The organism is Pedobacter sp. ASV12, from assembly GCF_016429155.1.
In the GTDB taxonomy this organism is placed as follows: domain Bacteria; phylum Bacteroidota; class Bacteroidia; order Sphingobacteriales; family Sphingobacteriaceae; genus Pedobacter.
In genome coordinates, this window is the sequence record NZ_JAELUC010000059.1 from 1 (window position 1) to 26,359 (window position 26,359).

The following is a 26,359-nucleotide window of genomic DNA, read 5'->3' on the forward strand; positions in this document are numbered from 1 at the left end:
CTACTGAGGAGGTGGCAGGTAAACTAAAGATAATTTTCAGGGATAATGGACGCGGGTTTGATAAAAGTATAACAGATGTCAAAGAGATTTTTAAGAAGGGCTATTCCACAACCAACAGCACAGGTTTAGGCTTGTATCACATAAACAGCATAATTCAAAGCTATAAGTGGGATATTGAAGCGAATATAGACAATAAAATCGGCGCAGAATTTATCATAACTGCCAAAAAATGAGATTAGATTATAAAATACTATGGTTTGAAGATGTAGAATCATCTTTCAATGCCAAGAAAAGGCTCGTAAAGCGAGTAGTGGAAAAATTAGGTTTTATCTTTCCCGAACCGCAAAATGAAGTTGATGCTACAAGCATTGATACAATAGATTTTGGGGTTTACGACCTAATTATAGCCGATTTGAACTTAGCAAATGGTGCAAAAGGATCTGCAATCTTAGAATCGATCCGCGACAAAGGTGTTTATACTGAAGTAGTGTTTTATTCATCTGAGGGCGAAGATTATGTTCGGGGCGAGTTAGCCAAATTTCAAATAGATGGCGCATATTGTGCAGATAGGGCTAATGAAGACTTTATTGATAAAGTTGAAAAAGTTATTAACACCACTGTAAAGAAAGTACAAGACCTAAATAATATGCGGGGGCTAATTATGGCCGAAACAAGCGATTTAGATAGCATTATGTCCAGTATAATATCGGCTGTTTTAGAAAAAAACACAGCAGGTATTGGAGACAAGCTTACAGAGTTTATATACCAGAACGTAGGCTCTAAAGTAAAAGAGAAGAAAGATAAGTACGACAGATATACAGGTAAGAGGATAGATAAAATAATAGGAGATAACCTGATGTTTGATGCCTCTCAAAAAATACTCGCGATCCAATTTATAATTGACTCTATCGATCACGAACTTATGGTGCCACATAAAAATAATGTCTTTAGTAGCGACTATACAGTGCTAAAGCAAAAAAGAGACCTCCTTGCCCATGTAATAGAAGTTTATGAGAATGGCAAGAAAAAGTTGAAAAGCGGTAATCGTGAATTAGAATTTACTGATGAGTTTTGTGTGGAGATGAGGGTGAAGATTAAACAACATGGAATAAGTTTGAACCAAATCCTGACTTTAATAGTAGAAACTAACAATACTTAAAATATGGAATCTCTAACTGTACAAGATTTAGATGTTATTCTTGAATCGCTAAAACATACCAGGCATAAATTCGAAAATTACGAATACCCTACGTATGAGTATAAGCAACAAAGAATAAACGAGATTAACGAAGTTATAACCAAAGTCGGCAATCTAAAAAAAGAGCTAATAAATGGGAAGTAGCAATTATGTGTAGCTCAAAATCTATGTAATAAAATTTTAAAATGATAGAGATACAAGATTTAGAAGGTTTGGATTCAAAAGAAATAGTAAATCTCTTACTAGATGTGGGAAAACAACCTTTTGATATTTATATACCAAAAGTAAACGATTATATTTTAGTGAATGGGAGGCAATAGCAACGGATTATTCGTCCTTGGCTTATTCTGACAACTACTATTTAATGTCTCAGGCGAATTTGCATATGAAGCCGTGGAGCCTCAAGATCATGAAAGCATTTCGTTTACAATAAAAGCTATTACTATGCGGATGAAGCCGCAAATTATTTATACGAAATTCAAGAAGGAAAATTAAGGATATTGCTTGCCCATACTTTGTAGAAGTAGAATTTGCCCAAAAGGAGGAAGAATCGGAAAATGACGAACACGAAAATCTGTAAACCTAAAATTATACTTTCGTTTATAGTGCCGTAACCAGTAGGCCACATGCTAATCAATATAAGAGGCTTTAATTTTCGTATTAATCTTTTTACCTCCCTCCAATCAATCTTTCCAGCCTCGTCATCATTTCTTCCTTTTCCTTCAACATACGCTCAAAAAGTGAGATTTTCTCCTCGTGCAATTTCTTTATCTCATCAATTGAATTGATATTAAAAGTACAGTTGTTAGCAAAAGCATTTTCAAATGATCGCTCATTAAAAGTATTTGCAATAATATTCACGGCCTGTTCCTCGTCAAAGTTCTCAAACGCCTCTATGGGTACTTTCAGTATAGCCGATACCTGTTTTAGGATGTCGGTTTCGATGGTTTCCTTCTGTTCGAGGAGCGAAACCTTTTGCTGGTTCCAGTCGGCGCCCAGCTGGTAGGCGAGGGCATCCTGTTTAAGGCCCATCATTTCGCGGAAGCGCTTTACGTTGCGTCCCTGGTGTATGTTTTTTGGGTTGGCGGTGTTAGTCATAAGGCAAATCTAGATTATTTATAGCAGGTAAAATACGGAAATCCGTAATAAATTACAAGGTTGGCGCAGTAAAAAACAGGTGCACCATGTTGCATACCTATGCGCCGTTGCCTTGCTTTGTGCACCTACCTAATATACCTATGAAAAAACCAAACGAAAATGTCCTGGCCGCGCTAGAAGCGCTGCTTGGCGATGCCCGCCCCGGCAGGATGTACCAAAGCCTTACCCGGCTGTTTATAGATTACCTGTTTTACAATGCCAACGGCCTGCCCGTTGATTTTGAAAACATGCTGGACGATTTGGAAAGGCTGCTGCGGTTTTTGGCCATTATAGGCAATGATGAATAGGCAAAGGCCTTGCCAATCCGTGCTTTTACCATTAAGGAATTAAGGCTTATGCCGATCTCTTCCAATGTTGTATCAAAACTGATAAGGTTGTTGAGCTTTGATCAGTCCCTGCGCCTTGGCTTTGGACTCTGGACTTCTGGCTAAACTCAAGCCCGCGTATCGTTGCCGTGGTAAATGCTCAGGTAGCTTTCGTAGCGGCTGGGCTCTATTTCGCCCGCTTCTACGGCCCTGATTACGGCGCAGCCCGGTTCGTTAATGTGGCGGCAGTTGTTAAAGCGGCATTGGTTTAAACGGTCGCGCATTTCTACAAAAAAGTGGCTCAGCTCTTCCTTCTCAATATCAACAATGCCCAGCTCGCGGATGCCCGGCGTATCTATAAGGTAGCCGCCAAAAGGCAGGGCGTGCATTTCGGCAAAGGTGGTGGTGTGCTGGCCCTTGTCGCTCCATTCAGAAACTTCACCCGTTTTGATGTCGAAGCCCGGCAAAATGGCATTGATGAGGCTTGACTTGCCCACGCCCGAATGGCCCGAAAACAGGGTGGTTTTGTCTTTGAGCAAATCCTTGATCTGGTCTACATTAGTACCCTTTAGCGCCGATACCTCGTAGCACGGGTAGCCGATGTTCTCGTAAATGGCCTTGTACTCGGCCAGTATTTCCAGGCCCCTTGGGCTAAACAGGTCGAGCTTGTTGAACACCAGCGAGGTAGGAATGTCGTAGGCTTCGGAGGTAACCAAAAAGCGGTCGATAAAGCCCAGCGAGGTACGTGGCGAGGCCAGCGTAACAATCAGAAAGGCCTGATCCAAATTGGCGGCAATGATTTGCGCCTGCTTGGACAGGTTGATGGATTTGCGGATGATGTAGTTCTTGCGGTCGTGCAGGCGGTCTATAACGCCTGTTTCGGCATTGGGCTCGAGCTCAAAATCGACCTTGTCGCCTACGGCAATCGGATTGGTGGTTTGTATGCCCTTGATCCTGAACTTGCCTTTGATGCGGCAATCGTAGGTTTGGCCGTCTTCGGCATAAACCTGGTACCAGCTTCCAGTTGATTTAATGACTAATCCCTGCATATTGAAGCGTAAAGGTAAGGAAATTTTGTAGGCCTGTAGCTAAATGCCTTATTTTCGCTTTGCAGATGAAAGATAAACCGATGAAATCGAAATATTTAATTGAACCGGCCGTTAAACACGATTATCCCGAACTGATTGCCATTTGGGAAGCAGCTGTTCGTGCTACCCATCATTTTTTAAAGGAAGACGACCTGCAGTTGTTTAAACAGCTCATTTTTGACCAATATTTTGATGCGGTTGATTTGTATGTGGCCAAAGATGCCGAAGGCCGCCTGCAGGGCTTTATGGGTATTGCGGCACATCACCTCGAAATGCTGTTTGTACATCCTGATGCGCATGGCAAAGGGATAGGCAAGCAATTGTTGCGCGAGGCGATTGGCCATTTTGGGGTAACGCATGTAGACGTGAACGAAGACAACCAGCAGGCTTTTGGCTTTTAAGAGCATTTTGGCTTTGAAACCATAAAAAGAAGCGAAACCGACGGCATGGGCAAGCCTTATCCGATTTTGCATTTGGCCTTAAAAACGGCGAGCCCAAAATGCTAAACACCTAAAAATCAAAAAATTTGAAAAAAAATTTGCAAAAACCCTTGACATTGCAAAAAATAATCTCCTACTTTACGGTGTACAAGATACACCAAGACAACAACATGATTTTTAACTCTTCAATTATTACCATTATTACTTCAACAACCGGAAAAACACCGGATGGGGAGATGCTAGTGGTATAACTGAAGCCAAAATATACTAGAAGCGCCCCGGACAACCCGGGGCGCTTTTTTTTTAACCCGTTTTTATGAAAATTTTAAAATTTGGAGGTACTTCCGTAGGTTCTGTAGCCAGCATCAAGGCCCTGCTCGATATTGTTGCACAAGCATGTAAAAACGACGAAAAGCCCATCGTGGTGCTATCGGCTATGAGCGGGGTTACAAACCTCTTAACGGCGATGGCCGAAAAGGCCGCCTTGGGGCAAGCTTATGATGAAGAGCTCAAAGCCATTGAGCAGCGCCACTTTGAATCGGTGCGCGCCTTGTTGCCGGCAGCAGCCCAAAATCCGGTGCTCACCAAACTTAAAATCTGCTTTAACGAGTTGGAAGAGCTGCTGCAGGCTATCTATAACCTGCAAGAGCTGAGCCTGCAGGCCAAAGACCTGGTACTGAGCTACGGCGAGCGCTGCAGCACGCTGATGGTAAGCCATATGGCCAAGCAAAAATTTCCGGAAGCGTTTTTTGTCGATGCCTCGCAACTGATCAAAACCGACAGCAACTTTGGACAGGCCAGGGTAAATAACCGGCTCACCGATTTCTTGGTGAAGGATTTTTATGAACGTCATCAAGACAAGCTCCTTTTCGTAACCGGTTTTATTGCCAGCAACGAAGCCGGTCGAGTAACCACTTTGGGCAGGGGGGGGAGCGATTATACCGCCGCCATTTTGGGCGCCGCCTTAGATGCCGAAGAAATACAGATCTGGACCGACGTAAACGGCATGATGACCGCCGATCCGCGCATGGTAAAGAAGGCCTTTTCGCTAAGCGAATTGAGCTATATCGAAGCCATGGAGCTATCCTACTTCGGGGCCAAGGTTATCTATCCGCCAACAATGACACCGGCTTTCCTCAAAAAGATCCCAATCGTTATTCGCAATACCTTCGAACCCGGTTTTGCGGGCACCTACATCCGCCATGGCGCCAAGCCGTCGGCACTGCCCATCAAAGGCATTTCGTCTATCGACGAGATCAGCATCATTAACCTGGCCGGCAGTGGCATGGTAGGCAAGGCGGGTTTTAGTGGACGGCTGTTTTCCCTGCTGTCGCGAGAGCAGATCAATGTGGTGCTCATTACCCAGTCGTCGTCAGAGCACAGCATTACCTTTGCCGTTAAGCCTGCCGATGCGGTAAAGGCGATACAGCTCATCAGCAAAGAATTTGATTTGGAACTGCAGGCCAAAAAGCTCGATGCCCCTGAAGTAGAAAACGGACTGGCCGTATTGGCCATCGTGGGCGAGAACATGAAGCGCACGCCAGGCATTTCGGGCAAACTGTTCCATGCCTTGGGCCGCAATGGCGTTAATGTACATGCCATTGCCCAAGGCTCGTCAGAATACAATATTTCGGTCATTATTGCCAAAGCCGATCTATCAAAGGCAGTCAACGCCGTGCACGATGCCTTTTATACTTCGCTCAATAAAACCCTGCATATTTTCTGTTTGGGAACCGGGAACATTGGAAAAACCTTGTTTAAGCAATTGCAGGTACAGATGCCTTTTCTGGCCGAAAACAACGACCTGCAGGTGAAGGTAATGGGCATCAGCAATACCCGAAAAATGTTGCTGAGCAGTCAGGGCATTGCACTCGAAAACTGGGAGCAAAGCTTAAACGAACAGGGTGAACAGGCCAATTTGGAAGATTTTGTAGCCCAAATGAAAGCCATGAACCTGCCCAACTGTGTGTTTGTTGACAATACCGCCAGCCCGTTGCCGGTGCCATATTACCAGGGCATTTTCGAATCGAGTATATCGGTAGTTACCTGTAATAAAATTGGTAATTCTTCGAGCTTTGCGCAGTATCAATCCTTCAAAAATACCGCTCGTAAGTATGGAGTTGATTTTTATTACGAAACCAATGTGGGTGCAGGCTTGCCGATTATCAGAACGCTGAAGGATTTGATGACCAGTGGCGATAAAGTGGCGCGCATCGAAGCGATTTTGTCGGGCACCATTTCCTACATCTTCAACCACTTTAAAGGCGATGTGGCTTTCCACGAAGTGGTAAAAGAAGCGCAAGAAAAAGGCTATACCGAGCCCGATCCGCGCGATGATCTGAACGGCCGGGATTTTATGCGCAAAATGCTCATCCTGGCCCGCGATGCCGGTTACGCCTTTGAAGAGCAAGATGTAAAAATTGAAAACATGTTGCCCGAAGCCTGTCTGCAAGCGCCAACCGTGGCCGACTTTTATGCCCAACTAGAGGCCAATGCGGCCTATTTCGAACAATTGAAGGAAGATGCCGAGCAGCAACGCAAAGTATTGCGCTACATTGGCAAGCTCGAAAACGGCAAGGCCGAAATCACCCTGCAAATGGTTGATGAAAACCATCCATTCTTTATGCTTTCGGGCAGCGACAATATTATTTCGTTCACTACAGACCGTTACCAAGAAAGGCCATTGGTGGTAAAAGGGCCCGGTGCAGGTGCCGAGGTAACGGCAGCTGGCGTATTTGCAGACATTATAAACGTAGGAACCAATTAAGGAAATGACACACTTAGAAACTGCACAGGAAATAGCGAAAGCCGTTGATCAGGCCTTCGCCGATTTTGAAAAGATAGACAACGAGGCATGGAATGCTAAGCCAAACCCCGAAAAGTGGTCTAAGAAAGAACTGCTGGGCCATTTGGTTGATAGCGCCAGCAACAACCTGCGCCGTTTGGTGGTAGGCCAGTATGAGCAGGGAACCAAGATCGTTTACCATCAAGATGAATGGGTAGCTTATCAGGATTACCAATCGGCACCGGTTGAAGAGCTTAAAACGCTTTGGTTGTTGCTCAATCGTCAATATGTAAGGGTGATTAAAAACATACCCGAACACAAGCTGCAAAATGTATGCGATACGGGTAAAGGAACGGTAGCCTTACACACGTTGGCTTATTTTATAGAAGATTATCTCGTCCATTTGAACCATCATTTAACCCAAATTCTTAAACAATGATGAAAAAAATTAGAGCATTTGCTTTATCCATGTGCTGTGGCACACAGTACCTGGGTTATTGTATATTTTGAAATAAAAGGCTACGAATTTGCCTAAACTCATGAACCGAAAAATGAAAGAAATAAAAGTATTTGCCCCAGCTACCGTTGCCAATGTGGTTTGTGGCTTTGATGTGCTCGGCTTTGCCGTTAACGAGCCCGGCGACGAGGTGGTTATGCGCTTGGTTGACGAGCCGGGTGTGCGTTTGCTCCAAATTACCGGCGATGAAGGTCGTTTGCCGCTCGATTCGAACAAGAATACGGTAAGCGCCAGCGTGCAGCATTACCTGCAACATTTGAACCGCCCTGATATTGGTGTAGAAATAGAGTTGCACAAAAAAATGCCCATAGGCAGTGGCTTAGGGTCCAGCTCGGCCAGCACCGTGGCGGGTCTTTTTGCCATTAACCAGCTGATGGGCAATTTGCTCACAGCCAAAGCACTGGTGCCTTTTGCCATGAAGGGCGAAGAATTGGCCTGTGGCTATGGCCATGCCGATAATGTAGCACCCGCTTTAATGGGCGGCTTCGTGTTGGTGCGCAGCTACGATCCGCTCGATTTGGTGGCGTTGCCAACACCCAATAACCTGTTCGCTGCCATTGTTTATCCTGAAGTGGACGTGCCCACCAAAGATGCCCGCCAAATGATACGGAGCAAAGTGCTGCTTAAGGATGCCGTAACCCAATGGGGCAATGTAGCCGGACTGGTAGCTGGCCTTTGCCTTAACGATGTGGAACTGGTTGGACGGAGCATGCAGGATGTGCTGGTAGAACCTGTTCGGTCCATCCTCATTCCGGGTTTTGAGCAGTTGCGCGAATTGGCCATGGAAAATGGCGCTTTGGGTTTTGGTATTTCGGGTTCGGGTCCATCGGTTTTTGCCCTAACAACCAATATAGAAACGGCTAAGCAGGTTACCAAGGCACAGCAGCAGCACCTCAATCAGCTAAACATCAACAGCAAGGCTTTCGTATCGGCGGTAAATGCCGAAGGCCCCCGAGTATTATAACTAAGGTGGATGCTTAAAGGGAAAAGCATATACTCTTCACCCTTCAACCCTCAGCCTTCTTACCTTCAACCTTTTCAGACATGAGACTATATTCAACCAACAATAGGGATCTTCGCGTTTCTTTTCAGGAAGCGGTTTTTAACAGCATGCCCAAAGACAAAGGCTTGTATATGCCGGTAGAGATACCCAGACTCGAACAGGCGTTTATCGACAACATCGAACAGTATTCTTTTCAGGAAATTGCCTATAGGGTAGCTTCGGCCTTACTGGGCGATGAAATTCCCTATGCCGATTTGCGCTCGATCATTAACGAAGCCATTAATTTCGATGCGCCAGTGGTCAAGCTCGACAAACAGACTTTTGTCTTGGAGCTTTTTCATGGGCCCTCTTTGGCCTTTAAGGACTTTGGCGCAAGGTTGATGAGCCGCATCATGGGTTATTTTCTCCAAGATGGCGAACAGCTGCTCGATGTATTGGTGGCCACTTCTGGCGATACAGGCGGCGCCGTAGCCTTGGGCTTTTTGGGCGTACCCAATACACGTGTAACCATCCTTTACCCCAAAGGCAAGGTAAGCGATGTACAGGAGTTGCAGTTGACCACCAATGGCCAAAACATCAGGGCTATAAGCATCGATGGTACTTTCGACGATTGCCAGGCGCTGGTTAAACAGGCTTTTGCTAACGAGGAACTCAATGCCAAGTTTAGGCTCACCTCGGCAAATTCGATCAATATTGCCCGATTGGTGCCACAGGCCTTTTATTATTTTAATGCCTATGCGCAACTTAAAAGACAGGGCTTTAGCGAAGTGATTTTTGCCGTGCCTAGCGGCAATTTTGGTAATATTGGTGCCGGCATGCTGGCCTATAAGATGGGCTTGCCCGTTAAGCGGTTCATTGCGGCTACCAATAGCAACGATACGGTGCCACGCTTTCTTGAAACTGGAGTTTATCAAACCAAACCTTCGGTACAAACCTATGCCAACGCCATGGATGTAGGGGCGCCGAGCAACTGGGTACGCATTATGGACTTGTTTAACGGCGATATAGATAAACTTAAGGCCATGCTCAAGGCTTACCGTTTTACCGACGAGGAAACTTTACAAGGTATGGAAGCCATTTTTAAAAAGTACGGCTATATGGCCTGTCCGCATACGGCTATTGCCTGGTTGGCAGTAGAAGCGTATGTACAGGAAAACCCTGAGGATGAAAGTGCCAAGGTTTTTCTTTCAACGGCTCACGCCTGCAAATTTCCGGAAGTATTTCCGGAAGCCATTCGGGAAAAACTTATTTTGCCAGCGCAGCTCGGTTCGTTGCAAGGCAAGGCCAAGCAATACAAAGCATTGGATAGGGATTTTGAAAGTTTTAAGCAATATTTGCTTGGTTATAATTAGGAAGCTAGTTGGATTAGAAATCCAGCGTTATTCGGGTCGGGATTTGTAAATCCCGACCAACCAAGAGCAGCTGTTTAGGAAATAATTTCCCGGCCTTGCTAACTACAGATTTGCAGGCTGTATAAATAAATCAACTTGGCTGATAAGAAATCTAGGTTATCAGGGTTGAAATTTGTAAATCAAGACCAGTCTAAGCGTGTTAGTCGGGAAATATTTTCCCGACTGGATAACTGCGGATTTTCAATCCGTTTTTAGCATAACTGGATTAGAAATCCAGTGCTATTCGGGTCGGGATGGCATATCCCGACCAACGCGTCCGATTTTATTTGATTATATTTAATATATGGCTTTCAAATATCAGATAACAAATCAGGATGGAATTTACTTCATGACTACAACTGTTATAGGTTGGATTGATGCCTTTACCCGAAAAGAACTGGCAGAAGTGGTTATTGATAGCCTTGTTTATTGTCAAAAACATAAAGGGCTTGTTATTTATGCTTGGTGTCTTATGCCAAGTCATCTTCATTTCATCGGCAGTGTTGGCGAAGGCAAAAAACTATCGGATGTGATCAGGGATTTCAAAAAGTTTACCTCAAAGCGGATAATCAGCACCATTAAAGAAATTAACGAAAGTAGAGATTGGATGCTGAATAAATTTCAGTTTGCGGCAAAAATACACCCCAAAAATGAAGAATTTAAATTTTGGCAAGATGGATTTCATCCTATTGAACTCTTTAGCCCAGAATTTGCAATTCAGAAACTAAATTACCTCCATCAAAACCCTGTGCAGAGTGGCTTGGTTGCGTTGCCTGAGTATTACCTATACAGTTCGGCTAGCAACTATGCTGGCGAATTAGGATTGATTGATGTAGTTTATTTGATCTAGCTTATTAATAAGCTGTATAACTAGATTAGAAATCCAGCTTTATCTGGGTCGGGATTTGTAAATCCCGACCAACCCGGCTAGTCGGGAAATGCTTTCCCGACTTTGCTAGCTGTGGATTTTCAATCCGCTTGGGACAGCCTACCCGGCAAAACTAATTAAAAGTCACTTCCACTTGTCCAATCCGTTCCAGTATTCGGTGGCATAAGCCTTCACGCTGGCCGGCAACTGCTGGAAATTGGCGCTGTAGATTGTGATTTTGTCCTTGGTTTCCGATATCGTATAGCTATCGTTTTTGTAAAACAGCAAGAGATTGACCGCCAGTTGTTTTTGCATGGAAGCATCATGCAGGCTATAAACAAACAAAGCTTCTACCTGCTTGTCTTGGTCGGCATCAAAAAAAGCCTTTCTGTTTTGCCAAATACTGATCGCTCCAGGGGCGCTGATTGTCTTTTCCTGGACCAGCTTCCATTGCTCGTTGGTTTTGCTGAATTTTTGGAAAAACAGCGTATCGGGGTTGCTCCCTTGGCCCACTTTCGAAAAAAGAAAGATATTTTTGCTGTTCGCATCATCAACACGGTCGGCCATCATCGCCCTGCTGCCTTTAAATTTAAAGGGAGCCCCTTTAAGGCTTTCTGCCGAAATGGGACTAACCGAAATCTGCGCATGGGCGAAGTGGAAGAGAAAAACAGCAAACAGCAAAGAGAGGGTAACCTTCATGGGCGATATAGCTTATAAACACGTAAACCTATAAACGCCTAAACAGCTGGTTTTGTGTTTGGTTCCAAATAAAAAATCCCAACAGCATTTTTAAGCCATTGGGATTTTGTGATGTCGGATACAAAGATCCGGGCCTAGAATACGGCCCTCGCAATTTTTTGTGTCTGTTCTGGCCTGCCCATGGTATAAAAGTGCAATACTGGAGCACCAAATTCAATCAGCTCTTTGCATTGCTTGATCATAAACTCGGTGCCGATTTCCTTGACTTCGGCAGTGGATTTGGCATGCGAAACGGCATCGCTCAAATCCTCAGGCAAATCGATATGGAATATTTTGGGCAAGGCAACGAGTTGCTTGGCATTACTGATGGGCTTTAGGCCTGGGATAATCGGTACGTTAATACCATTCTCCCTGCATTTGTTGACGAAGTCAAAATACTTCTGGTTGTCGAAAAACATCTGTGTTACGATAAACTCGGCCCCCATGTCTACCTTTTTCTTCAAATATTTGAAGTCGGCATTCAAGTTTGGTGCTTCAAAATGCTTTTCAGGGTAGCCCGCTACGCCAATACAAAAATCGCTTTTGTAGGTTTCTACATCTTCGTGCAAAAACTTGCCTTCGTTATGGTTTTTGATATGCTGGATCAGGTCTGTTGCATAACAGTGTCCGCCTGGTGTAGGGATAAAGGTCGACTCGGCCTGTCTCGAATCGCCACGCAGGGCCAAGACATTGTCGATGCCCAAAAACTGCAGGTCGATCAATGCGTTTTCGGTCTCTTCCTTGGTAAAGCCACCGCAAATGAGGTGTGGCACCGCATCTATCTTGTATTTGTTGATGATGGCTGCACAAATGGCAATGGTACCCGGACGCTTACGGTAAGAAACTTTTTGCAGCAACCCGTTGTCGAGCTCTTTATAGATGTAATCTTCCCTTAACGAAGTAACGTCAATAAACGGCGGATTAAATTCAAGCAAGGGGTCAATGGCATCGTACACCCACTGAATGCTCTGCCCTTTAACCGGGGGCAGGAGCTCGAATGAAAAAAGAGGTTTTCCCTTTGCGTTTTTAATATGTTCGGTAATTTTCATTTTAAGTTATAAAGTTGCGAGTTGCAAGTTATGGGTTGAGTGTAATTTACAATGATTTTTGAGATAGCTGTTGGTAATATTTAATAAAGCCATGCAGGAGTTTGCGTGTAGTTTCAAGTTTTGAAAGCAGGGTCGCTAGAAATGCTTCACTCATAAATCCTAAGTCAAAGGCGAGATATAATTGCGTTTCGATTTCATAAATGGAGCCTCTCGCTACAAAGAAGAACTGAATGCTGTCTTTTGGATGGTTTCGCCCGCATCCTTCAGCAATATTTGAAGGGACAGATACCGCGGCTCTTCTGATTTGGCTAGTTAACCCAAATTTTTCTTCACCTGGAAAATTAGCGGAAACTAAATAGATCTCCTTTGAAAGTACTCTTGCTTCTTTCCAAACATCTAATTCAGTATAAGATTTAATTTCCTTGCTCATTTTCTATTAGCTTCTAATCCTCCAACTCATAACTCACCGCCCGTAGCCCATAACTCACAACCCGTAACTTATAGCTTACAACCCATAACTCACATTCCATAGGCCAAATTCGGCGCAAGCCATCTTTCTGCCTCTGCTAAAGGCATGTTTTTTCTAAGGGCATATTCCTCTACTTGGTCTTTGGTAATCTTGCCCAAACCAAAATAACGCGATTGTGGGTGCGAGAAATAAAATCCGCTTACCGCCGCCGCCGGATACATGGCAAAGCTTTCGGTTAGCCTTAATCCGATTTTGTTTTCGGCATCCAGCAGGTTAAACAAGGTCTCCTTCTCGGTATGGTCTGGACAAGCCGGATAGCCCGGTGCCGGGCGAATACCTGCATAAGCTTCCTTAATCAAGTCTTGGTTGTCCAAGTTTTCATCTTTGGCATAGCCCCAGTATTCTTTTCTTACCAGTTCGTGCATGCGTTCGGCAAAAGCTTCGGCTAAACGATCGGCCAATGCCTTGGCCATGATGCTGTTATAATCGTCGTGGTTCTGCTCAAACTCGGCCACCAGCTCGTCGCAACCGATGCCGGCCGTTACGGCAAAGCCACCAAAATAATCCTGCACGCCACTTTCTTTTGGCGCAACGAAATCAGACAGGGCATAATAAGGCTCTCCAGCTACTTTTTCGGCTTGCTGGCGCAGGGTATGGATAGTGACCAGTTCACCGTTTTCAGCTTTCAATTGTGGGTCGGCTGCCAATTGTGAACCGCCAACTGTTAACTGGATGTCGTCTCCAACCGAATTGGCTGGCCAAAACCCGATTACGCCCTTGGCAGTGAGCAGTTTTTCGTCTAAAATACGTTTCAATAGCACTTGGGCATCGTTGTATAGCTTTTGTGCTTCGTCGCCAATGGTTTTATCGTTGAAGATTTTCGGGTAACTGCCCCGCAGTTCCCAGGTATGGAAAAACGGTGTCCAATCGATGTAAGGGACCAAATCTGCCAAAGGATAATCTTCAAAAACACGGGTTCCGGTAAAGGTTGGAGCAGGCGCTACCTGATCCAAATCAATCTGGAATTTATCGGCACGTGCTTCTTCAATATTTTTATAGCGTTTATCCGAACGTTTGTTCAAATGCGCTTCACGGGCTTTGTCGTATTCGGCTCTGATGCCGGCAATGTACTCGCCACGGGTTTCTTGGTTCATTAAGGTGCTGCAAACCGTAACGCTACGCGAAGCATCGAGTACGTGGATGGCTGGACCACTATAATTGGGCGCAATTTTTACGGCGGCGTGAATGCGCGAAGTGGTAGCGCCACCCACGATCAGCGGAATGGTGAAGCCTTCACGCTCCATTTCTTTCGCGAAATGCACCATTTCGTCCAACGAAGGTGTAATCAAGCCACTTAAACCAATAATATCTGCATTGATTTCCCTGGCTTTTTTAATGATTTCCTGCGCAGGAACCATCACACCCATGTCTACAATTTCGAAGTTGTTGCAGGCCAATACTACACCTACAATGTTTTTGCCGATATCGTGCACATCGCCTTTTACAGTGGCCATCAGTACTTTGCCCGCCGATGAGCTTTGGTTGCCATCAGGGTTGGCCAATTTCTCGGCTTCAATGTAAGGCAATAAAATAGCTACTGCTTTTTTCATGACCCTGGCCGATTTCACGACCTGTGGCAAGAACATTTTGCCTGCGCCAAATAGGTCGCCCACGATGTTCATGCCGTCCATTAAAGGCCCCTCGATCACGTGCAAGGGACGCGGATATTTCAACCGGGCTTCTTCCACGTCTTCGTCCAAGTATTCGATGATGCCTTTGACCAGGGCATGCGATAACCTTTCTTCAACTGTGCCTTTGCGCCAGGTTTCGTCTTTTACAACCGCCTTGCCTTTGTTTTTTACGGTTTCGGCAAATTCTACCAAACGCTCGGTAGCATCGGGCCTGCGGTTCAGCAATACATCTTCTACTCTTTCTAACAGCTCGGGCTCAATTTCCTGGTATACTTCCAGCATCCCTGCATTAACAATGCCCATATCCAAGCCAGCTTTAATGGCATGGAACAAAAAGGCAGAGTGCATGGCTTCGCGAACCACATTATTGCCCCTAAACGAGAAAGAAATGTTAGAAACACCGCCGCTCACTTTGGCGTAAGGCAGGTTTTCCTTGATCCAGCGGGTGGCGTTGATAAAATCGACGGCATAGTTGTTATGCTCTTCCAAACCCGTGGCAACGGTTAAAATATTAGGGTCGAAGATGATGTCTTGGGGTGGAAAATCCAGTTCGTTGACCAAGATATCATAGCTTCTTTTACAGATTTCAATCCTACGTTCGTAGTTGTCAGCCTGGCCTTGTTCATCGAAGGCCATCACTACTACAGCCGCGCCATAACGCATAATTTTGCGGGCACTCTCTTTAAACTTTTCCTCGCCTTCTTTGAGCGAAATGGAGTTGACGATGCCCTTGCCTTGCAAACATTTTAAGCCGTTTTCAATAACCGACCATTTAGACGAATCGACCATGATGGGCAGTTTGGCAATATCGGGTTCGGAAGCTATAAGGTTGAGGAACTTGGTCATCGCCGCTTCCGAATCAAGCATGCCTTCGTCCATGTTCACATCGATAACCTGTGCCCCGCCCTCTACCTGCTGGCGCGCTACGGTCAGGGCGGCCTCATAATCGCCACCCAAAATAAGCTTGGAGAACTTGGGAGAGCCGGTAATGTTAGTGCGTTCGCCCACGTTCACAAAAATGCTTTCGGGGGTAATGGTAACCGGTTCTAAGCCGCTCAAGCGCATATAAGGTTCAAGCGTTGGGATTTTTCGCGGCGAAGCTTTGCTGGCTTTCTCGGCAATGCAGCCAATGTGGTCTGGCGTAGTGCCACAGCAACCGCCAACGATATTTACAAATCCAGAGGTAATGAAATCATCAACCAAATGTGCGGTTTCGTGAGGCATTTCGTCGTAGGCCCCAAATTCATTAGGCAAACCCGCATTGGGGTAGGCCGAAACGTAGCAGTTTGCTTTGGCGGCCAGCTCTTCGATGTGCGGGCGCATTTCTTTGGCGCCCAGGGCACAGTTAAAGCCAATGCTCAAAGGCTGGGCATGGCTAACCGAATTGAGGAAAGCCTCTGCGGTTTGGCCCGAAAGCGTTCTTCCCGAAGCGTCGGTAATGGTACCCGAAATCATGATTTCGAGCTTACGGCCAATTACTTCTTCATATTGTTTAATGGCCGCAATAGCTACTTTGGCATTTAGCGTATCAAATATGGTTTCGATCAGCAATACATCTGAGCCGCCATCAACCAAGCCGCGGATCTGTTCGTAATAGGCATCAAACAACTGGTCGTAGGTAATGGCCCTAAAGCCCGGGTCGTTTACATCAGGCGAAAGCGAAAGCGTACGGTTGGTAGGGCCAATGGCTCCGGCTACAAAGCATTGCTTACCCGGATTTTTGGCCATAAACTCTTGAACAGCCTCTTTAGCTACGCGGGCACCTTCAAAACTCAGTTCGTAAGAAAGGTCTTCCATCTGGTAGTCGGCCATAGAAATGCGCTGCGTACTAAAGGTATTGGTTTCGATGATATCGGCACCAGCCTGCAGATACTCAAGGTGTATTTCCTTGATAATATCGGGACGGGTGATGTTCAGCAAATCGTTATTGCCTTTTACATCGCAGGGGTGATTGGCAAAACGTTCGCCCCTAAAGTCTTCTTCGGTTAAAACGTAGCGCTGTATCATTGTGCCCATGGCACCGTCTATGATTAAAATTCGCTTCTCTAATTCTTCTCTAATGTTCATCTAGTATGGCGTATTGAGATAAGCGTATAGCGTTAATAGCCATGCATCGCTTTACGCAATACGCTATACTCATATCTATGTAGGCTTATCTCGAAAAGTCGGGCTATAGGTTGACTTTAACTTATCTTTTCCTGATTGCTCAGGATAGAATTTAGCACCTTGTTAGCACAGGTTGCTAAGACTTCGCAGGGTCTAATCCCTCCATCTTTCTGAATAAGCGGTACAAAAATGCAACAATGCCACATCAATTCCAAAAATATCGCGCTTAAACCAAATAAAATTACAAAGGCCATGCAAATGTGCACGGCCTTCGATATAATGTTTTGGATTTACGATTGTAGGTTTACGATTTTAGATTGCCATAAAGCCCGACTCATATGTTCTATTTCCTGCTACCGAATATGCGTAATAGGAAAAGAAAGATGTTCAAGAAATCCAGGTACAAAGTCAAAGCAGACATGATTGCCAATTTTTTAGTATCGGTAACTGCAAGCTGTTCGCCGTTTTCTTCAATGCCCATGCCAATTCTTTTGATTTTCTGTACGTCAAAGGCGGTTAAGGCCGTAAAAATGGCAACGCCGAAGAAGCTCATGATATAGTCAAACTGCGAACTGCCGATAAACATATTGATTACGCTGGCAATGATCAGCCCGATTACACCTGCCATTAGTATGGGGCCAAATTTGCTTAAATCGGTGTTGGTAGTATAGCCCATAATTGCCATTACCCCAAATATGCCGCTTGCCGCAGCAAAACAGCCTACTACAGAGCCTAAATTGTAAACAACCAAAATAAAGCTTAAGCTGATGCCAAGTAATGTTGAAAACAGGATGAAAATGCCAACCAAAGCGCTAAACGATAGCCTATTAAAGCCGGCGCCCATGATTAATACCAAAGCTAATGGTGCAAACATGGCTACGGTGCCCAATAGATTTCTTTTTCCTGTTAGGGGGTCGAATAAGTACGATTGTGCTTCGGCCGATGCGCTGATGAAGTATGCCGCAAGCGTAGAAATCGCCAAGGCCACAAACATCCAAAGGAAAACGTTGGCAAAGAATTTTTTAGCAACCGATCGCTCTTGTACAAAGACCGAATTGTCTTGATATTGATAATTTTGTTGTTCCATGTTTTTTGGTTTAAAAATATGTTGTGTTAAAAATACGGTTTTAATTTAACCTTTTTGTCAGCAGTTCGTCCACTTTTTTGTAAAACTGCAAAGGTTTGAGCTTCCGCCAGTGCAATTCGTCGAGCTCGCCGCCAAAATTGATGTAGTAATCGATGCCATGGTCGCGGAATTCGCGGATTACATGCTGGTTAAAGTTGATGCCGGCAATCCAGCCGTCTTCCACATCCTGAAACCATTCTTCGTAATAGCTGTCGTCGGAAGCATGGAAGTTCAGCACGTTTTCACCAATCAGGATAAATTTGTTGATGCCTTCCTGGATCATGAGCTCAATGATTTCCCTTTTCAGCATCATGATGTCGTTGTGCAGCGTATCGTTCCATTCGCCCATCATCTCGATCATGGCATAGCCCCTTTCGTAATCGGCATACAGCACTTTGAGGTACAGGGTAGGCGAGCCAAAAGTGTCCCATTGCGGATGGATCAGGAAATTGTAAAGCTGCTTGTCGAAATAGAATTCGGAGTATTCGGTATTGAAAAACGGCGAACGCTCATCTTCTGCAGCGATATAATCGTCGCGCCACAAATAAAAAGGTTCTATTTCGTGCATAAGGAGATTTTAGATTTTAGATTGACGATTTCAGATTACGATTTCAGCTTACAACAACAGTCAATCTAAAATCCAAACTCGTAACTATTTTTTATTGGCTTCAACTGCCTTGCGTACGCTTCCGTACCTGTTCAGCAGATCGGCGGCCTGGTCGTGGTCAATGTGCAGTTCGTCCATCACCATTTGCGTGCCTCTATCCACCAGCTTATGGTTGGTTAACTGCATATCTACCATTTTATTGCCCTTTACACGGCCCAAACGGATCATTACCGTGGTGCTGAGCATGTTCAAGACCAGTTTTTGGGCCGTCCCCGATTTCATGCGTGTAGACCCGGTCAAAAATTCAGGCCCTACCACTACCTCCACCGGAAAATCTGATTCGGCCACAATCGGACCACCTTCATTGCAAACAATGCATCCGGTTAAGATGCCGTGCTGGCGGGCAGTGTTTAAGCCCCCCACTACATAAGGCGTGGTACCCGAAGCGGCCAAGCCTACCAACGAATCCTTTTCGTTGATGTGATATTCCTGCAGGTCTATCCAGGCCTGTTTGTCGTCGTCTTCGGCAAACTCTACGGCCTTGCGGATAGCCGAATCGCCACCAGCAATGATGCCTACCACTTGATCGAACGGTACGCCGAACGTAGGAGGGCACTCAGAAGCATCAACTACGCCCAAACGGCCGCTGGTGCCAGCGCCAATGTAAAACAAACGGCCGCCTTTCAGCATCCTTTCGGCAATGGCAGTGGCCAGTTTTTCAATTTGTGGCAGTGCTTTCTCTACGGCAAGGGGAACTAGCTTATCTTCGTTGTTTATTCCTTTCAAAATTTCTAAAACCGACATTTGGTCAATGTTGTGGTATTTAGATTCTTGTTCGGTTACTCTGTTCATGGATTTCATTTGAGGTAAAGTTCGTTAATTTTCAAATTAACAGGAAATATTTGCGTAAATCCATACAATTTTAGAGAGAAGATTACGCCCCTGCAAATATTTGCGGCAAAATATTCGAAAAACTAAAATGTTGTGGGCTTTGTTCTTTCATTAAGGCGCTAATTTTCATAACTTTGTGCTGTTGCTGCGTAATGAAAAAGAATACTCGTTTTAATGTCTTTATTGCTGTTACCTATTCCGTTACCTTAATAGGAGGGATGTACTTGGGCTTTAAGTTTTTAAAAGACCAAGGCTTTCAGGTACGGCAAGACAAGCGTTACGTTGACAACAATGCAAGAAAAGTTGAGGATATCATTCATATCATCAATAAAAACTACGTAGACGAGGTAAATGCCGACAGCCTGCAGCACCTGCCCATCGATAGCTTGCTGCATCAGCTAGACCCGCACAGCAGCTACCTGCCACCAGCCAAGGCCGATGAACTGGCCGAAACCCTGGAAGGCAATTTTGAAGGCATTGGCGTAGAATATTATATCCTTAACGATACCCTTTTGGTAACCAATGTGCTTAAAGACGGACCGGCATTTTTGGCCGGCATCAAGCAAGGCGATAAGATTTTAAAAGTAGACAGTACCAATGTAAGCGGCCATTCGTTGCCCCGCTCCCAAATGATGGGCAAAATTAGAGGCAAAAAAGGCACACCTGTGCAGATTACCTTGTTGCATGCCGGAAATACCACCCCAGCCATGCTTACCATCAAAAGAGGCCGGGTAGAAGTCAGCAGCGTTGATGCCGCTTACATGCTGAACAATGACGCGGCCTATATCCGCATCAGCAAGTTTGGCGCCAATACCGACGAAGACTTTGTGAATGCCATTCGCTCACTAAAGGCCAAAGGCATGAAAAAATTGGTACTCGATTTACGTGACAATGGCGGAGGCTACCTCAATGCGGCAACCGGCTTGGCCAACCAGTTTTTGCCGGAAAATAAATTGATCGTGTATACCGAAGGCAAGCACGAGCCCCGCACCGATTATTTTGCAACGGGTGGTGGCGAATTTGAACAAGGCAAGCTGGCAGTGCTGATTAACGAAAATTCTGCCTCGGCGAGCGAAATTTTTGCAGGGGCTATGCAAGATTTGGATCGAGGTATTATCGTCGGGCGCCGTTCGTTTGGCAAAGGACTGGTACAAGAACAGTTTGCTTTTGAAGATGGCTCGGCACTTAACCTGACCATAGCCCGGTATTATACCCCATTGGGACGAAGCATTCAAAAATCGTACAAAAAGGGTTATGCCGCCTACCAGCATGAATTGGAAGACCGTTACAACGATGGCGAGCTGACCGCAAAAAATGCGAAACAGAAAGACAGCCTTCAAAAAATCAATGCCTATGTAACGCCGAGTGGCAAAAAGGTATTTGGTGGGGGCGGCATACAGCCCGATGTATACGTAAAGCTCGATACAATGGGCTACAACAAATTTTACAGCACCTTGGTACAGAAAAAAGTGCTGATCGATTTTGTATTTGATGTGTTGGCCGATCGGTATACGCCAAGTTACCTGTCGCAAAACCTGAATGTTTTTACCATTAACGATGCCGATTACAAAGACCTGCTCAAGTATATCCAATCGAAAAACGTGGTCATCGATCCCAAACAATTGTTGGCTTCGAAGCAGGTTATCTACAACGACCTGAAAGTGATGTTGTACAAATACCACCTCGGCGATATAGGCTATTACAAGGCGCATAACCTGACCGATAATGTGGTAAAGCAGGCGCTGGTTAGTTTGCAATAGGTAGCGCCTAGTGGGGCAAGCTTTAAAATGCTGTATTGGATGGAGTAGCAATAAATCTGTCCTTTGTTCAAAGCAACTGGCCAAATCATAATAGGTAAGGTCTAAGCTTTAGTAGTTGTTTTGGTTTTTTATTTTGAATTGTTTTTTATTTCGGAATAATATTCTAAAATTAACATTTTAATTGAAATTTAATTTCATTAGGGCTAGTTTTGTAGCTCAATCTACAAGCAATGCACCTTAGTTCCCTATCTCCGGCCGATAGCCAAATCTTAGCCGATCTGCTGGCACAGGTTAAAGAAAACACCCAGAATTTTATGGGCTATCCTGTTTCAAAGGATTTCGATTTTGAAGAGCTGATGCCTTTTCTCAGCTATCCGATGAACAACCTCGGCGATCCTTTTGTAGCCTCTACTTATGCGGTCGATTCGAGGGCGATGGAAAGAGAGGTTGTTCGGTTTTTTGCCTCCTTGTTCAGGGCACATGACGACGATTGGTGGGGCTATGTTACCAATGGAGGTTCTGAGGGTAACCTGTACGGACTATACTTGGCAAGGGAGCTTCATCCTAAGGCCATGGTTTACTATTCTGAATCGACCCACTACAGCGTGCAGAAAAACCTGCACCTGCTCAATATGCCCAATATTGTCATCAGCGCGCAGGCCAATGGCGAAATCGATTACCACGATTTGGAAAATACCATCGGGATGAACCGCCAAACGCCGGTTATCATCATGGCCAACATCGGTACCACCATGACCGAAGCCCGCGACGATATTGCCAAAATCAAGGCCATTTTAAAGAAGCTGGCCATTAAAAACTTCTATATCCATGCCGACGGAGCCTTGTCGGGTAGTTACAGCGCTTTTATCGAGCCTCGTCCGGCTTTTGATTTTGCCGATGGAGCCGATAGCATTGCCATTAGCGGGCACAAGTTTTTTGGCTCGCCCATGCCATGTGGAGTAGTGGTAGTTAAAAAATCGAACCGTAACCGCATTGCCCGTGCTATCGATTATATTGGAAGCATCGATACCACCATTACGGGCTCGCGCAATGGCCACAGTCCGCTGTTTTTATGGTATACCTTAAAGAAACATGGCATTGAAGGCCTGAAAAAACGTGCCCAACACAGCTTGGCGGTAGCCGAATATGCTTTGGCTAAGTTTAAGGAAATCGGTTTGGCTGCATGGCGAAACCCCAATGCCATTACCGTTAATTTTCCCGAACCAGATCCGGCGATTAGGCAAAAATGGCAATTAGCCTCCGAAAATGGCTGGTCGCACATCATCTGCATGCCCAATGTACAGCGCGAGCATATCGACGAGCTGATACAGGAGCTGTCGCTTAGTGCGGTAGGGATTTAGCTTTGCGTGGCTATAGCCCATGCCAGACGCATATCGCAATACTAGCCCTACTTTTGCCTAAAGTAAATCTGTATCGGCACGCCTGAAAAGTCGAAGTTTTCGCGCAATTTGTTTTCGATAAAGCGTTTGTAAGGCTCTTTAATGTACTGTGGCAGGTTGCAGAAGAACGCAAACATAGGCGATACGCCGTTGATTTGCGTAATGTATTTGATTTTGATGTATTTGCCTTTGAGCGCCGGTGGCGGATAGTTTTCGATGATCGGCAACATGACATCGTTCAGTTTTGAGGTAGGTATTTTCTTGCCGCGGTTTTTGTAAACCTCTAATGCGGTTTCGATGGCTTTGAAGATACGCTGCTTATTGAGTACCGAAGTAAAAACAATCGGCACGTCGGTAAATGGTTGCAGTTTCTGGCGGATCTGGTCTTCGAAAACCTTCATGGTTTTGTTGTTCTTCTCTACCAAATCCCATTTGTTAACCAACACCACAATGCCTTTCTTGTTCTTCTCGGCCAGGTGGAAAATGTTGATGTCCTGCGACTCCAGGCCTTCCTGCGCATCGATCATCAAAATCACCACGTCGGCTTCTTCCAACGCTTTGATGGTCCGCATCACCGAGTAAAATTCGATGTTCTCTTTTACTTTGGTCTTTTTGCGTAGTCCGGCGGTATCAATAAACATAAACTCGTGGCCAAACTGGTTGTAGTGGATGTGGATCGAATCGCGGGTGGTGCCGGCAATCGGGGTCACAATGTTGCGTTCAATACCCATCAAGGCATTTACCAGCGACGATTTGCCTACGTTAGGACGGCCTACTACCGTAATTTTCGGCAAGGAATTTTCTTCTTCCGGCACATCTTCAAAATGTTTCACGACATCGTCAAGCAATTCGCCTGTTCCAGAACCCGTCATGGAGGAGATGGTATAGATTTCGCCCAGGCCAAAGCTATAAAAAATAGGAGCTTCGTGCTCTAAAGCGGTATTGTCGACTTTGTTGATGACAGTGAACACCGGTTTTTTGCTGCGGCGCAACAACTGGGCAATCTCATCGTCCAAATCGGTAATGCCGGTGGTTACATCAACCATAAACAAAAGCACGGTAGCTTCTTCAATGGCAATAATCACCTGTTCGCGGATAGCGGCTTCGAACACGTCTTCCGAATTGGCCACATAGCCACCCGTATCAATAACGGTAAACTGCTTGTCGGTCCACTCGGCCACACCATAGTGCCTATCGCGGGTTACGCCGCTAAAATCGTCAACAATGGCCTTGCGGCTTTCTGTTAAGCGGTTAAATAGGGTCGATTTGCCCACATTGGGTCTTCCTACTATAGCGATGATATTGCTCATGTGATTTACGATTGTGCGATTTACAATTTACGATTTTTGCGAAACAGGCGTTTAATTTAACATTGCAAGCTAAACTCCCTGTGTTTCTGCATAGCCGAGCCTGCAAAAGTACGCTTAATTTTTTGAAGATGAAGCCTAAAATTAGTTTTTGTACTTCTCCATCAGGTCGGTAAGCACTTTTTCGGTCAGCTCAAAATTGCCCAATAAAGGGAAGCCTTCCCATCTTACAATGCCTTTGGGATCGATGATAATGACATGCGGGATGCCTTTTACCTCCAGTTGGCTGTACAGGGTTCTTTTGGTATCGATGGCTTCGGCATAGGTTATTTTCGGGTCTTTAAAGCCTTTTACGCGGTCTTCGGTTTCATCTGAAATGCCAATGACAGCGAGTTCGTCGCCGTATTTCTCCTGAAAATCATTCAGCATTGGGATGTATTTGCGGCAAGGGCCACACCAGGTAGCCCAAAAATCAATCAGCACAAACTTGCCTTTGGTGTCGGGCTGTTTAGAAAGCCATTTTTCTACAACCAGTTCGGGCGCTTTTTCGTTGAGCACCGATTTGGCCCAGAGCTTTTTGCCATTGTTGCTTTCTTGGGCAAATGAAGTGGCGCTGCAAAAGGCGAGCACGATGAAAAGTAGTTTCCTCATAAAGGTATGCGATTAGCTTTCGTAGCCGAAATTTTTAAGGTAGTTCTTTTTGCTGCGCCAGTCGGGCAGTACTTTAACAAAGGTTTGCAGAAACACTTTTTTGTCGACAAATTTTTCGATGTCTTTACGTGCTTCCATGCCCACTTTTTTAAGCATGCTGCCTGCTTTGCCAATGAGGATATTCTTTTGCGAATCGCGTTCTACAATAATTTCGGCATTGATGCGGATAATATCTTCTTCCTCCTTGAAAGAAGTAACGATTACCTCGGTGCTGTAGGGAATTTCCTTTTGGTAGTTGTTAAAGATCTTCTCGCGGATGATTTCCGATACGAAGAAGCGCTGGCTGCGATCGGTCAGTTCGTCTTTGTCGTAATAGGGCGGATGCTCTGGCAAATTGTCGAGGATCAAAGGCAGGAGCCCATCAACATTATAGCCTTCTAGGGCAGAAATGGCGAAAATATGTTTCGGATTCAGTTCCTTTTGCCAAAAAGCGATTTTTTCGTCCACCTGTTCCTGGCTGGCCTTGTCTATCTTATTTAATAGTACGACCAGCGGGATGCTGGTGTTGTTTATTTTTTCGAGTACGTCGTTTTCGTCGTGCTTTTCGTTGATATCAGTTACAAAAAAGATAAGATCAGCATCAACCAGTGCGCCATTTACGGCACTCATCATCGAATCCTGCAAGCCGTAGAGGGGCTTGATGATGCCGGGTGTATCGGAGAACACAATTTGGTAGTCGTCTTCGTTTACGATGCCCAAGATACGGTGGCGCGTAGTTTGCGCTTTTGGAGTAATGATAGAGAGCTTTTCGCCCACGAGTGCATTCATGAGGGTAGATTTGCCTACATTAGGCTTACCTATAATGCTTACGAAACCAGCTTTGTGCGACATATTCGAATTTTTTTAAAATAAATTTGCACTACAAAGAAACGAATTATATCTTTGCATTCCAATTCGGAAGAAGCGCGAATAAAAATCGCAAAATTTCAGGATTGTATAGTGTGCGGGGTGGAGCAGTTGGTAGCTCGTCGGGCTCATAACCCGAAGGTCATCAGTTCGAGTCTGGTCCCCGCTACCAAAGGAGTTGAAAAGACACTTCTTTTTGGCCCGTTCGTCTAGGGGTGAGGACGCCAGATTTTCATTCTGGAAACAGGGGTTCGATTCCCCTACGGGCTACAAAAAACATCAGCAAGCGCTGGTGTTTTTTTGTTAAAAGATTTTAGGTAACTGCCAATCGTCAATCTAAAATCGCAAAATATAAAAATCGATTGGCCCGTTCGTCTAGGGGTTAGGACGCCAGATTTTCATTCTGGAAACAGGGGTTCGATTCCCCTACGGGCTACACATTTGAATATCAAAACGTTTAAAAGGCTGTAAAACTTAGTTTTACAGCCTTTTTTACTTTATGGGCAGTTTAAAATGTTCACGAATTCCCATAAAATCAGTGCGTCATTCAGTGAGTCACCCCTACAAAAACATGACTCACTGAAAAGGGGTTAAAGCACTGATTTACAGCAAGTCCAATATTTGGACATCTTGACTACGATTGACCGCATTGCTAGTTTTGTTTCACCTTTTAAAGACTAGATTTATGAGTCAGAATTATTCTCTTCATTTTTTCCTGAAGAAACCAAGGAATTACGTAGATGGGCAAAAGTTTATCTACATGCGCATTACCGTTAACAATGGTATTGCAAAAGAAGCATCAGTGGGCAGGATGTGCGAACCAAAGGACTGGATTTCAAGTGTCAACCGTGTCAAAGGAACTTCCGAACCTGCACGTACATTGAACCTGTCTCTTATACACATCT

The 26,359-nt window shown here is 45.1% G+C and carries 24 protein-coding genes, 3 tRNA genes, 1 pseudogene and 1 riboswitch; of the genes and pseudogenes, 16 read left to right on the plus strand and 12 right to left on the minus strand.

The features are described 5' to 3' along the window. Window positions 1–233 (plus strand): ATP-binding protein (locus JHD69_RS21030; RefSeq protein ID WP_233165910.1); only part of this gene is annotated, 233 nt, incomplete at its 5' end. Then, the gene (locus tag JHD69_RS13660; protein ID WP_199140903.1) at window positions 230–1,159 is read left to right on the plus strand and encodes a hypothetical protein; all 930 of its coding nucleotides are present in this window, start codon (window positions 230–232) and stop codon (window positions 1,157–1,159) included. The genes JHD69_RS21030 and JHD69_RS13660, both read left to right, overlap by 4 nt. Window positions 1,160–1,867: 708 nt before the next feature. Here the strand turns inward: JHD69_RS13660 and JHD69_RS13665 are convergent. After that, on the minus strand, window positions 1,868–2,296 hold the full coding sequence (locus JHD69_RS13665; RefSeq protein WP_199140904.1) for a helix-turn-helix domain-containing protein: 429 nt from the start codon (window positions 2,294–2,296) through the stop codon (window positions 1,868–1,870). A gap of 140 nt (window positions 2,297–2,436) precedes the next feature. Between JHD69_RS13665 and JHD69_RS13670 the strand changes: the two genes are divergently transcribed. Next, window positions 2,437–2,643 (plus strand): hypothetical protein, encoded by a 207-nt coding sequence (locus JHD69_RS13670; protein ID WP_199140905.1) that lies wholly within the window; start codon window positions 2,437–2,439, stop codon window positions 2,641–2,643. A gap of 146 nt (window positions 2,644–2,789) precedes the next feature. On the opposite strand, the gene rsgA is transcribed toward JHD69_RS13670, so the two are convergent. Continuing rightward, window positions 2,790–3,710 (minus strand): ribosome small subunit-dependent GTPase A, encoded by a 921-nt coding sequence (gene rsgA / locus JHD69_RS13675; RefSeq protein ID WP_199140906.1) that lies wholly within the window; start codon window positions 3,708–3,710, stop codon window positions 2,790–2,792. An 80-nt stretch (window positions 3,711–3,790) separates the two neighbouring features. Between rsgA and JHD69_RS13680 the strand changes: the two genes are divergently transcribed. From JHD69_RS13680 to JHD69_RS13705, 7 genes are all read left to right on the plus strand, one after another. Beyond that, window positions 3,791–4,150: a GNAT family N-acetyltransferase gene (locus JHD69_RS13680; protein ID WP_233165911.1), complete on the plus strand. Its 360-nt coding sequence runs from the start codon at window positions 3,791–3,793 to the stop codon at window positions 4,148–4,150. A 155-nt stretch (window positions 4,151–4,305) separates the two neighbouring features. Then, window positions 4,306–4,440: a hypothetical protein gene (locus JHD69_RS21295; RefSeq protein WP_255530651.1), complete on the plus strand. Its 135-nt coding sequence runs from the start codon at window positions 4,306–4,308 to the stop codon at window positions 4,438–4,440. Window positions 4,441–4,505: 65 nt separating this feature from the next. After that, window positions 4,506–6,956, plus strand: a complete 2,451-nt coding sequence (thrA, locus tag JHD69_RS13685; protein ID WP_199140907.1) for a bifunctional aspartate kinase/homoserine dehydrogenase I — start codon at window positions 4,506–4,508, stop codon at window positions 6,954–6,956. A gap of 4 nt (window positions 6,957–6,960) precedes the next feature. Next, complete coding sequence (locus tag JHD69_RS13690; RefSeq protein WP_199140908.1) at window positions 6,961–7,413, plus strand: DinB family protein; 453 nt, start codon at window positions 6,961–6,963, stop codon at window positions 7,411–7,413. A gap of 112 nt (window positions 7,414–7,525) precedes the next feature. Then, the gene (locus JHD69_RS13695; protein WP_199140909.1) at window positions 7,526–8,455 is read left to right on the plus strand and encodes a homoserine kinase; all 930 of its coding nucleotides are present in this window, start codon (window positions 7,526–7,528) and stop codon (window positions 8,453–8,455) included. Between the two features lie 80 nt (window positions 8,456–8,535). Beyond that, window positions 8,536–9,846 carry a threonine synthase gene (gene thrC, locus JHD69_RS13700; RefSeq protein WP_199140910.1) on the plus strand — a complete coding sequence of 437 codons (1,311 nt, stop codon included), beginning with the start codon at window positions 8,536–8,538 and terminating at the stop codon, window positions 9,844–9,846. 343 nt (window positions 9,847–10,189) lie between these two features. Further along, entirely contained in the window at window positions 10,190–10,735 is a 546-nt protein-coding gene (locus JHD69_RS13705; RefSeq protein ID WP_199140911.1) for an REP-associated tyrosine transposase, read from the plus strand. 162 nt (window positions 10,736–10,897) lie between these two features. Here JHD69_RS13705 and JHD69_RS13710 read toward each other — a convergent pair whose 3' ends face one another. The 7 genes from JHD69_RS13710 to murQ all read right to left on the minus strand — a co-directional run bounded on the left by JHD69_RS13710 (window position 10,898) and on the right by murQ (window position 19,391). Beyond that, the gene (locus JHD69_RS13710; RefSeq protein ID WP_199140912.1) at window positions 10,898–11,452 is read right to left on the minus strand and encodes a hypothetical protein; all 555 of its coding nucleotides are present in this window, start codon (window positions 11,450–11,452) and stop codon (window positions 10,898–10,900) included. A 134-nt stretch (window positions 11,453–11,586) separates the two neighbouring features. Beyond that, window positions 11,587–12,540 (minus strand): methylenetetrahydrofolate reductase [NAD(P)H], encoded by a 954-nt coding sequence (metF, locus tag JHD69_RS13715; RefSeq protein ID WP_199140913.1) that lies wholly within the window; start codon window positions 12,538–12,540, stop codon window positions 11,587–11,589. Between the two features lie 46 nt (window positions 12,541–12,586). Then, window positions 12,587–12,970, minus strand: coding sequence for a four helix bundle protein (locus JHD69_RS13720; protein ID WP_199140914.1), 384 nt, complete (start codon window positions 12,968–12,970; stop codon window positions 12,587–12,589). A gap of 89 nt (window positions 12,971–13,059) precedes the next feature. After that, a complete protein-coding gene (gene metH, locus JHD69_RS13725; protein WP_199140915.1) occupies window positions 13,060–16,767 on the minus strand; it encodes a methionine synthase in 3,708 nt (1,235 codons plus the stop codon). 118 nt (window positions 16,768–16,885) lie between these two features. Further along, a riboswitch (SAM riboswitch) is annotated at window positions 16,886–16,987 on the minus strand. 162 nt (window positions 16,988–17,149) lie between these two features. Continuing rightward, a complete protein-coding gene (locus tag JHD69_RS13730) occupies window positions 17,150–17,893 on the minus strand; it encodes a Bax inhibitor-1/YccA family protein (protein ID WP_199140916.1) in 744 nt (247 codons plus the stop codon). A 40-nt stretch (window positions 17,894–17,933) separates the two neighbouring features. Then, window positions 17,934–18,500, minus strand: coding sequence for a hypothetical protein (locus tag JHD69_RS13735; RefSeq protein ID WP_199140917.1), 567 nt, complete (start codon window positions 18,498–18,500; stop codon window positions 17,934–17,936). Window positions 18,501–18,584: 84 nt separating this feature from the next. Further along, a complete protein-coding gene (gene murQ / locus JHD69_RS13740) occupies window positions 18,585–19,391 on the minus strand; it encodes an N-acetylmuramic acid 6-phosphate etherase (protein ID WP_199140918.1) in 807 nt (268 codons plus the stop codon). A 191-nt stretch (window positions 19,392–19,582) separates the two neighbouring features. Here murQ and JHD69_RS13745 point away from each other — a divergent pair, with 191 nt between their 5' ends. Both JHD69_RS13745 and JHD69_RS13750 read left to right on the plus strand, forming a co-directional pair. Further along, window positions 19,583–21,190, plus strand: coding sequence for a S41 family peptidase (locus JHD69_RS13745; RefSeq protein WP_199140919.1), 1,608 nt, complete (start codon window positions 19,583–19,585; stop codon window positions 21,188–21,190). A 230-nt stretch (window positions 21,191–21,420) separates the two neighbouring features. Further along, the gene (locus tag JHD69_RS13750; protein WP_199140920.1) at window positions 21,421–22,551 is read left to right on the plus strand and encodes a histidine decarboxylase; all 1,131 of its coding nucleotides are present in this window, start codon (window positions 21,421–21,423) and stop codon (window positions 22,549–22,551) included. Between the two features lie 47 nt (window positions 22,552–22,598). On the opposite strand, the gene der is transcribed toward JHD69_RS13750, so the two are convergent. From der to era, 3 genes are all read right to left on the minus strand, one after another. Then, a complete protein-coding gene (gene der, locus JHD69_RS13755; protein ID WP_199140921.1) occupies window positions 22,599–23,900 on the minus strand; it encodes a ribosome biogenesis GTPase Der in 1,302 nt (433 codons plus the stop codon). Window positions 23,901–24,041: 141 nt separating this feature from the next. Further along, the gene (locus tag JHD69_RS13760; RefSeq protein ID WP_199140922.1) at window positions 24,042–24,548 is read right to left on the minus strand and encodes a TlpA family protein disulfide reductase; all 507 of its coding nucleotides are present in this window, start codon (window positions 24,546–24,548) and stop codon (window positions 24,042–24,044) included. Between the two features lie 12 nt (window positions 24,549–24,560). Beyond that, window positions 24,561–25,439, minus strand: coding sequence for a GTPase Era (era, locus tag JHD69_RS13765; RefSeq protein WP_199140923.1), 879 nt, complete (start codon window positions 25,437–25,439; stop codon window positions 24,561–24,563). A gap of 111 nt (window positions 25,440–25,550) precedes the next feature. On the opposite strand from era, the gene JHD69_RS13770 reads away from it, so the two are divergent. From JHD69_RS13770 to JHD69_RS13785, 4 genes and pseudogenes are all read left to right on the plus strand, one after another. Next, a tRNA-Met gene (locus tag JHD69_RS13770) sits at window positions 25,551–25,626 on the plus strand. Between the two features lie 26 nt (window positions 25,627–25,652). Next, window positions 25,653–25,724: transfer RNA gene (locus tag JHD69_RS13775), tRNA-Glu, on the plus strand. A gap of 94 nt (window positions 25,725–25,818) precedes the next feature. Beyond that, window positions 25,819–25,890 (plus strand) — tRNA-Glu (locus tag JHD69_RS13780). 249 nt (window positions 25,891–26,139) lie between these two features. Continuing rightward, window positions 26,140–26,359: pseudogene (locus JHD69_RS13785) on the plus strand (site-specific integrase); the annotation flags it as partial.

Bases quoted from the DNA above. Each gene is read 5' to 3' on its own strand.
- JHD69_RS13660 (WP_199140903.1), top strand. From the start codon at position 230: ATGAGATTAGATTATAAAATACTATGGTTTGAAGATGTAGAATCATCT.
- JHD69_RS13665 (WP_199140904.1), bottom strand. From the start codon at position 2,296: ATGACTAACACCGCCAACCCAAAAAACATACACCAGGGACGCAACGTA.
- JHD69_RS13670 (WP_199140905.1), top strand. From the start codon at position 2,437: ATGAAAAAACCAAACGAAAATGTCCTGGCCGCGCTAGAAGCGCTGCTT.
- rsgA (WP_199140906.1), bottom strand. From the start codon at position 3,710: ATGCAGGGATTAGTCATTAAATCAACTGGAAGCTGGTACCAGGTTTAT.
- JHD69_RS13680 (WP_233165911.1), top strand. From the start codon at position 3,791: ATGAAATCGAAATATTTAATTGAACCGGCCGTTAAACACGATTATCCC.
- thrA (WP_199140907.1), top strand. From the start codon at position 4,506: ATGAAAATTTTAAAATTTGGAGGTACTTCCGTAGGTTCTGTAGCCAGC.
- JHD69_RS13690 (WP_199140908.1), top strand. From the start codon at position 6,961: ATGACACACTTAGAAACTGCACAGGAAATAGCGAAAGCCGTTGATCAG.
- JHD69_RS13695 (WP_199140909.1), top strand. From the start codon at position 7,526: ATGAAAGAAATAAAAGTATTTGCCCCAGCTACCGTTGCCAATGTGGTT.
- thrC (WP_199140910.1), top strand. From the start codon at position 8,536: ATGAGACTATATTCAACCAACAATAGGGATCTTCGCGTTTCTTTTCAG.
- JHD69_RS13705 (WP_199140911.1), top strand. From the start codon at position 10,190: ATGGCTTTCAAATATCAGATAACAAATCAGGATGGAATTTACTTCATG.
- JHD69_RS13710 (WP_199140912.1), bottom strand. From the start codon at position 11,452: ATGAAGGTTACCCTCTCTTTGCTGTTTGCTGTTTTTCTCTTCCACTTC.
- metF (WP_199140913.1), bottom strand. From the start codon at position 12,540: ATGAAAATTACCGAACATATTAAAAACGCAAAGGGAAAACCTCTTTTT.
- JHD69_RS13720 (WP_199140914.1), bottom strand. From the start codon at position 12,970: ATGAGCAAGGAAATTAAATCTTATACTGAATTAGATGTTTGGAAAGAA.
- metH (WP_199140915.1), bottom strand. From the start codon at position 16,767: ATGAACATTAGAGAAGAATTAGAGAAGCGAATTTTAATCATAGACGGT.
- JHD69_RS13730 (WP_199140916.1), bottom strand. From the start codon at position 17,893: ATGGAACAACAAAATTATCAATATCAAGACAATTCGGTCTTTGTACAA.
- JHD69_RS13735 (WP_199140917.1), bottom strand. From the start codon at position 18,500: ATGCACGAAATAGAACCTTTTTATTTGTGGCGCGACGATTATATCGCT.
- murQ (WP_199140918.1), bottom strand. From the start codon at position 19,391: ATGAACAGAGTAACCGAACAAGAATCTAAATACCACAACATTGACCAA.
- JHD69_RS13745 (WP_199140919.1), top strand. From the start codon at position 19,583: ATGAAAAAGAATACTCGTTTTAATGTCTTTATTGCTGTTACCTATTCC.
- JHD69_RS13750 (WP_199140920.1), top strand. From the start codon at position 21,421: ATGCACCTTAGTTCCCTATCTCCGGCCGATAGCCAAATCTTAGCCGAT.
- der (WP_199140921.1), bottom strand. From the start codon at position 23,900: ATGAGCAATATCATCGCTATAGTAGGAAGACCCAATGTGGGCAAATCG.
- JHD69_RS13760 (WP_199140922.1), bottom strand. From the start codon at position 24,548: ATGAGGAAACTACTTTTCATCGTGCTCGCCTTTTGCAGCGCCACTTCA.
- era (WP_199140923.1), bottom strand. From the start codon at position 25,439: ATGTCGCACAAAGCTGGTTTCGTAAGCATTATAGGTAAGCCTAATGTA.